Annotated in this window: 7 protein-coding genes and 1 pseudogene; 7 read left to right on the top strand and 1 reads right to left on the bottom strand. The window is 39.0% G+C overall.

What is annotated here, in order from left to right; all coding sequences use genetic code 11:
• Positions 1-12: 12 nt before the first annotated feature.
• Both pdaA and rlmD read left to right on the top strand, forming a co-directional pair.
• Positions 13-840, top strand: a complete 828-nt coding sequence (pdaA, locus tag BFL01S_RS09235) for a delta-lactam-biosynthetic de-N-acetylase (RefSeq protein WP_025908672.1) — start codon at positions 13-15, stop codon at positions 838-840.
• A gap of 144 nt (positions 841-984) precedes the next feature.
• On the top strand, positions 985-2,379 hold the full coding sequence (gene rlmD / locus BFL01S_RS09240; protein WP_061785528.1) for a 23S rRNA (uracil(1939)-C(5))-methyltransferase RlmD: 1,395 nt from the start codon (positions 985-987) through the stop codon (positions 2,377-2,379).
• 61 nt (positions 2,380-2,440) lie between these two features.
• Here rlmD and BFL01S_RS09245 read toward each other — a convergent pair whose 3' ends face one another.
• Positions 2,441-2,653: a hypothetical protein gene (locus BFL01S_RS09245; RefSeq protein ID WP_061785529.1), complete on the bottom strand. Its 213-nt coding sequence runs from the start codon at positions 2,651-2,653 to the stop codon at positions 2,441-2,443.
• A 136-nt stretch (positions 2,654-2,789) separates the two neighbouring features.
• Here BFL01S_RS09245 and BFL01S_RS09250 point away from each other — a divergent pair.
• The 5 genes and pseudogenes from BFL01S_RS09250 to BFL01S_RS09270 form a co-directional block, all read left to right on the top strand.
• A pseudogene (locus BFL01S_RS09250) lies at positions 2,790-3,404 on the top strand (MFS transporter); the annotation flags it as partial.
• 232 nt (positions 3,405-3,636) lie between these two features.
• Positions 3,637-4,203, top strand: coding sequence for a DUF4256 domain-containing protein (locus BFL01S_RS09255; protein ID WP_061785530.1), 567 nt, complete (start codon positions 3,637-3,639; stop codon positions 4,201-4,203).
• 179 nt (positions 4,204-4,382) lie between these two features.
• Complete coding sequence (locus BFL01S_RS09260; RefSeq protein WP_025908676.1) at positions 4,383-4,700, top strand: YolD-like family protein; 318 nt, start codon at positions 4,383-4,385, stop codon at positions 4,698-4,700.
• A gap of 146 nt (positions 4,701-4,846) precedes the next feature.
• A complete protein-coding gene (locus BFL01S_RS09265; RefSeq protein WP_311301623.1) occupies positions 4,847-5,368 on the top strand; it encodes a WGR domain-containing protein in 522 nt (173 codons plus the stop codon).
• A gap of 171 nt (positions 5,369-5,539) precedes the next feature.
• A complete protein-coding gene (locus BFL01S_RS09270) occupies positions 5,540-6,835 on the top strand; it encodes a hemolysin family protein (RefSeq protein ID WP_061785532.1) in 1,296 nt (431 codons plus the stop codon).
• Positions 6,836-6,897 lie beyond the last annotated feature (62 nt).

The following is a 6,897-nucleotide window of genomic DNA, read 5'->3' on the forward strand; positions in this document are numbered from 1 at the left end:
AAGGAGCACGTTATGCGTAGATTCATCCTTTTCCTCGTTGTTTTAGTAGGCGTAACGATCCCAGTCTCAGCACAAACCTATTCAAATAAACCGATTAGCTGGGGATTTCAAAAAAGTAAAAACCACAAGCCGGCTGATGCAGGAGCTTCCCATGAAAAGCTTTTAAAGAAATATGAAGCTTTTTACCTTGGCGATACGAAGAAAAAAGAAATTTATCTTACGTTTGACAATGGCTATGAAAATGGCTACACGGCAGACGTTCTTGACGTGTTGAAAAAGCGTAAAGTACCGGCAACGTTCTTTGTGACAGGGCATTATCTAAAAGACCAACCAAAGCTGATTAAACGAATGGTACGAGAAGGCCATATTGTTGGAAATCACTCTTGGCACCACCCGGACTTAACTCAAGTAAACGATAAGCGTTTTAAAGAAGAGTTACAAAAAGTAGAAGATAAATACAAAGATATTACCGGACGAGATGATATGCAATACATTCGCTCACCCCGCGGCGTCTTTAGTGAACGAACGCTGGCTTTATCAAAAGAGGAAGGCTATATTAACGTTTTTTGGTCACTGGCATTTGTGGATTGGATGACGGATGCACAAAAAGGCTGGCGTTATTCCTATGACAACATTATGGCTCAAATCCACCCCGGTGCGATTTTACTTCTTCATACTGTTTCAAAAGATAACGCCGAAGCGCTTGATAAAGCAATTCGTGATCTTCAAAAAGAAGGATATACGTTCAAAAGCATTGATGACCTCGTATTTGAGCGTGAAAAAGTAGCCCCAATTGAGAAAAAAAAGCCTACCGATATGACAGAGCAACGAACTCCTTAAAATCGACAAGAATCCTTGTCGGTTTTTTTGTCGTGAAAGTGTTATAATATGCCTTGGTTCTTTTTTAAGAAAAACATCATCGGTTTTATGAAAAGGTAAAACCGTGCATAAATAGAAACAGAAACTATAATCGGAGTTGTTAGAATGAATAAACCTAAACAAGAAATGAAGGTTCAAAAAGGACAAACCTTTCCGCTTACTATTAAGCGTCTTGGTATTAACGGTGAAGGAGTAGGGTACTTCAAACGCCAAGTTGTCTTTGTTCCTGGTGCGCTGCCAGATGAAGAAGTAGTTGTTGAAGCAACGAACGTACAGCGTAACTTTGCGGAAGGTCGTATTAAGCGTATTCGTAAAAAATCACCACAGCGCGTTAACCCGCCCTGTCCCATCTATGAGCAGTGTGGAGGCTGCCAACTTCAGCACTTGTCGTATGAAGGCCAGCTTGATTCAAAGCGTGACATTGTCTCACAAGCCTTTGAACGTCATAGCTCATTGAAAAACGTTGAGTCAAAAATCAAATCAACAATTGGTATGGAAGATCCGTGGCGTTACCGAAACAAGTCACAGTTTCAAGTTGGAATGGACAAGCGAAAAGTCATTGCCGGCCTATATGGAATCAATTCACACCGCTTAATTGACATTGAAAACTGTCCGATTCAACATCGCGCGACAAATCACGTGACAAAAGAAATGAAGCGTATTTTACAAGATTTAAAAATTCCTGTGTACGACGAGAAAAAGCGTGGTGGGGTTGTTCGTACAATTGTGACGCGCGTTGGATTTGAAACAGGTGAAGTGCAGCTTGTTTTAATTACGGCACAAAAAGATATTCCGCGTAAAGACTTACTACTAGAGGAAATCAAACGTTGTCTACCGGAAGTGAAATCTGTTGTTCAAAACGTAAACGGTCAAAAAACATCGCTAATCTTTGGTGATGAAACGTTTACGCTAGCAGGCAAGCCAGTCATTCAAGAAACGCTAGGAGATATCTCATTTGAACTATCAGCTCGCGCTTTCTTCCAATTAAATCCTCAGCAAACCGTTAAGCTTTATGACGAAGTGAAAAAAGCAGCGGCGCTAACAGGAGAAGAAAAAATCGTTGATGCTTACTGTGGTGTTGGAACGATTGGTTTATGGCTAGCGGATGACGCCAAAGAAATCCGCGGAATGGATACCATTGAAGAATCAATTGTGGATGCGCGTAAAAATGCGAAAGATCACGGCTTTGAAAATGCAACATATGTAACAGGGCCAGCTGAACAATGGTTACCAAAATGGGTAAGTGAAGGCTGGAAGCCGGATGTTATTGTTGTGGATCCACCGCGTACGGGCTGTGACGAAAAGCTTTTAAAAGCAATTTTACAAGTGAAGCCGAAGAAAGTTGTGTACGTATCTTGTAACCCATCGACTCTTGCAAAAGACGTCCAAATTCTTTCAAAGTACTACAAAGTAAAAAACGTACAGCCAGTCGATATGTTCCCTCATACGGCTCACGTTGAGTCTGTGACGACATTGAAGTTGAAAAGTATGCATAAATAAGAATGTACTAAAGACCCAAACCTCGCGTGGTTATGTGCGATTTTTGGGTTTTTTTGTCTCTTTAACTTTCCTCATCAAGTTCCATTAGTTCTCTTGCAATAAGGAATACAGAAATTTCAAATGCATCTATACGTCGCCTAGCTAAAGTGATTTGAGATTTATATCTGCTGGGAATTTCTTTTGCTTCTAGCGTTTTGACGGTTTCTCTGAGCTTATGTAAAGTTGAATCAATTTGACGTTTTGCTTCAACTAATTCAGATTTTGAGAATTCCACTAAAATACCTCCATTGATTATTTTTTAGTAATAAATGAGCTGCTTTTATTTTGTAAAGATATAGTATCATAGAAAGAGTAATTATCTGTTTTTTATGTAAGTAATCATATTTTTTGAGGGGTGGTTCAGTTAGTTTATGACAAACATAAGCACTGCAAAAGAAATACATAGCTACGTGGTCTCACCAGAAAAGCAACAAGCGCTCTATAAACGTATTTTATTCATTGTTAGTATTTCACAAATACTTGGCGGTGCAGGGCTCGCTGCAGGAGTAACGGTTGGTGCACTTATTGCCCAGCAGATGCTAGGAACAGAAGCTTATGCAGGAGTTCCTTCTGCGTTATTAACTTTTGGATCAGCCGGAGCAGCGCTGCTAGTGGGCAGACTTTCACAACGATATGGACGGCGTATTGGGCTATCAACTGGCTTTCTCTTTGGTGGTATCGGTGCAGTTGGGGTCATATTGGCAGCTATTCTAAACAGTATTGTACTGTTATTTGCTTCGTTGCTAATATACGGAGCAGGCACAGCTACAAATCTGCAAGCTCGCTATGCGGGCACAGACTTAGCCAACAGCAAGCAGCGAGCCACAGCGATTAGTACGACAATGGTGTTTACGACATTCGGTGCCGTAGCGGGTCCTAACTTAGTAGGCGTGACGGGAGAATTTGCCCAGTCAATCGGGTTTCCATCTCTTACAGGTCCGTTCATGTTAGGAGCTGCAGGTGGAGCTTTATCAGGAGTGATTGTAGCAGGTTCAAGCTTTCCCACGTTATCACTAGTTGGGGGGATGCTTTCATTGTTATTGATTCCAGTTGTAGCATGGCAGAGAAGAAGTAAACAGTAAATGCATTTGTGAAAAAATAATATTTGGGAAGGAAACCTTCTTACTGGTTAGAAAATAAGCTAGTATAATAAATATGTTCGTCTTTACCTTTATTTTTTTATGAAGCTATTTCGAGAGTTGCCAAGGAGGCTTTAATATGACAAATAACGAAAAGCAGTTGTCACCTGAACAGAGTGAAGAAATTATTACAGTATTGAGAGAACGTTTTGAAAAAAATATAGATCGTCATCCAGAGCTTGAATGGAGCAAAGTAGAAGCAAAGCTCAAAACAAATCCTGAAAAGCTCTGGTCCCTTCATGAAATGGAGCGAACTGGCGGCGAGCCAGATGTGATTGATTATGATACAGAAACGGATGTATACACGTTCTATGATTGCGCAGTAGAAAGTCCAAAAGGACGTCGAAGCGTTTGTTACGATCGTGAAGCGCTGGAATCAAGAAAGAAGCACAAGCCTGAAAATACGGCTATTGATATGGCTACGGATATGGGAATTGACCTTTTAACGGAAGAACAATATCGATATCTACAGGAGTTTGGAAGCTTTGATAATAAAACATCGAGTTGGGTACAAACACCAGACCCTATTAGAAAGCGTGGTGGAGCTATCTTTTGTGATCGTCGCTATGACACAGTCTTTGTCTACCATAACGGAGCGGACTCTTACTATGCTGCGCGAGGTTTTCGAGGTTTACTGAAGGTTTAAACAATATTTATTTAACCCTAAATTCTTTGAGTTAGAGAAAGAATTTAGGGTTTTTTATCATTTGTCTCTTTTATTTTAAAAAACAAGCCAAAAGCAATGTTTCTGTGTCTAATAAGTATAGGGAGAAAGGAAAGGGTGAGTTCGAATTAATAATTTAGTCAAGAAAGCACAAAAAGGGAATGAAAAAATGGCGACCATTTGCAACAATGCCAGAGCAATATATAGGTATACAAAACATAATTAATAAACAATTGGAAGTTTCACAGCCAGTTTTAGCCGAAGATCAAATAGAGCACATGAACTTTACTTTAATTGAAGCATTACATGCAAATCGAAAAGTTTATCTTACATACTACAAGCAAGGTCATTATATAACGGAAACAGGATTCATTCAGTTTGTCGATTCATTGAGGGCCCTTTTTGTTTTTATTGACGATGCATTAGGAGCCAAACGTAAAATGAAATTAAGTGAGCTGATTGATGTACGGTTTGTGTGAAGCACGGTCACTTAACAACCTCATATTTTGTAAAGTAACAGTGACTATTTTAGTTTGTAATCAGAAAAAATAGTAAAAAAATTTTCGAAATACATAGTATAATTTACTTAACAAAAGTCATATAGGGGGTAAGGGTCTTGATCAAGATGCTGAAAGAAGTAAACGATGAGCTGCTTTATTGGGAAGTTTGGGAAGATGAGAAGTCTTTATTGATTCATTTTGGACAAGTTGGAGATGTAGGTGAGATGCAAGAAAAAAAGCTATCACGACTTCATAACGCTGAAAAAATAATGGAAGCTCTCGCAGAAGCAAAAGTTGATGAAGGCTATGATTACATAGATGAAGATGAGCTTATCGAGCTGGTTGTACAGTATAGCTATGAAGATGGGGAAATGGAAGAAGTACTTGATAAGAGACATCACGTTGAGGATTTAATGAATGAATGCTTAGGGTGGACAGGTAATGGCTTCTGCGATGGTGGAGACATTGGAAGTGGCACAGCGAATATTGTAAACTATGTGATTGACCCCGAGAAAGCCACTCAAACTATTATCGAAAATCTTGAAAAGAACAACTTACTTGAAGGTGCAAAGATTGCCTATTTAGATGATGACAGCGATGAATACGTGGCGCTTTATCCAGAAGGAGCAGAGTTTGAATTAATTTAACACCGTTATTGATAAAAAGGCATTTTGTTACTCTTTACATAAATAAAGTGAGAAGAAGAGTAGTGGTTACTCTTCTGACTATACCATAACAAATAAACGTAATGGTATTACTTATTGTTCAAGCGGGTAAGTTAACTGTATATCATTACATTAAAGGTCGGTGAAAAACTCTTGAATAGTATTTGGGTTTCAATCGTTATTGTTTTAATCCTTATTGTTGCAAACGGACTCTTTGCGATGACCGAAATTGCAATTGTAACATCTAAAAAGAATCGACTTGAAAAATTAAAAGAACAAGGTGATCGCAGGGCTGCGTATGCGTTAAAGCTTGCTGAGGACCCAAACCAGCTGTTATCAACCATTCAAATTGGAATTACGTTAATTGGTGTAATAACGGGGGCATTTGGTGGAGCCACAATTGCTGGGCAGCTGTCAGGCTATGTAGAACGAATTGATGCTTTGTCTGCGTTTAGCTATCAGTTAAGCTTTATCATTGTGGTAGGTCTATCTACATACTTGTCGTTAATTATTGGGGAACTGGTCCCAAAGCGAATTGGATTAAACAATCCAGAAAAAACGGCATCGATTGTGGCAAAGCCAATGTATTACTTCTCAAAAATTGGTAAACCTCTTATCTTTATCTTAAGTAAATCAACAGAGTTTGTATTAAAAGTGCTGAGAGTAAAGCCAAATGATGAGCCAGATGTAACGGAAGAAGAGATTACTCAGCTGATTGAACAAGGCGTATATAGCGGAGTTGTTGAATCCATTGAACAAGATCTTGTGGAACAAATCTTTTACTTAGGAGATAAGCGATTAGGCGATATTTTAACACCACGCCCTCAGCTCGTATGGCTTGATTTAGAAGATCCATTAGAGGAAAACATCAAGATAATGAAAGAAAATTCATATTCTAGGTTTCCTGTAGGAGAGGGAACGCTTGATAATTTTAAAGGAATTGTTCATGCGAAAGACATGTTTGCAAAGCTAGTATCTGATGAACATTTTGACTTGACAGAATGTATACGTCAAACAATCATTCTTCCTGAATCAATGAAAGCTTTTCAAGCGATGGAGATGTTGAAGAAATCTGCACACCACGAAGCGATTGTAATCGATGAATATGGAGGGGTGGAAGGATTAGTTACTCTTCACGATGTATTTGAACATATTATTGGTGAGATGCCAGAAGAGCACGAAACAGAGCTTCAAATTGTCCAGCGTAACGAAAATTCTTGGCTTGCAGACGGGCTGATTCCAATCGACACATTTGTGAGGTATTTCGACCTTGAAGGAGTCGAAAACCTAACGAGCAATAAAAATTTTCATACCCTTGGTGGTTTTATCACCAGCCAAAAGGGAGAAATTCCTAAAGTAAAAGATGAAGTTCGCGTAGGGGATTTGTTATTGGAAGTGGTTGATATGGATCAGTTTCGTGTAGACAAGGTGATGGTTTCAAGAGTTTAAGAAAGTTCATTAGGCGAAATGTAGCAATGGTATATAAAATAGTATGAAAAGAGACTGAGACA

This window comes from Priestia flexa NBRC 15715 (assembly GCF_001591565.1).
Lineage (GTDB): Bacteria > Bacillota > Bacilli > Bacillales > Bacillaceae_H > Priestia > Priestia flexa.

What these genes read in the sequence shown, in the direction of transcription:
- pdaA (WP_025908672.1), top strand. Translation starts at nt 13, where the DNA reads ATGCGTAGATTCATCCTTTTCCTCGTTGTTTTAGTAGGCGTAACGATC.
- rlmD (WP_061785528.1), top strand. Translation starts at nt 985, where the DNA reads ATGAATAAACCTAAACAAGAAATGAAGGTTCAAAAAGGACAAACCTTT.
- BFL01S_RS09255 (WP_061785530.1), top strand. Translation starts at nt 3,637, where the DNA reads ATGACAAATAACGAAAAGCAGTTGTCACCTGAACAGAGTGAAGAAATT.
- BFL01S_RS09260 (WP_025908676.1), top strand. Translation starts at nt 4,383, where the DNA reads ATGAAAAAATGGCGACCATTTGCAACAATGCCAGAGCAATATATAGGT.
- BFL01S_RS09265 (WP_311301623.1), top strand. Translation starts at nt 4,847, where the DNA reads ATGCTGAAAGAAGTAAACGATGAGCTGCTTTATTGGGAAGTTTGGGAA.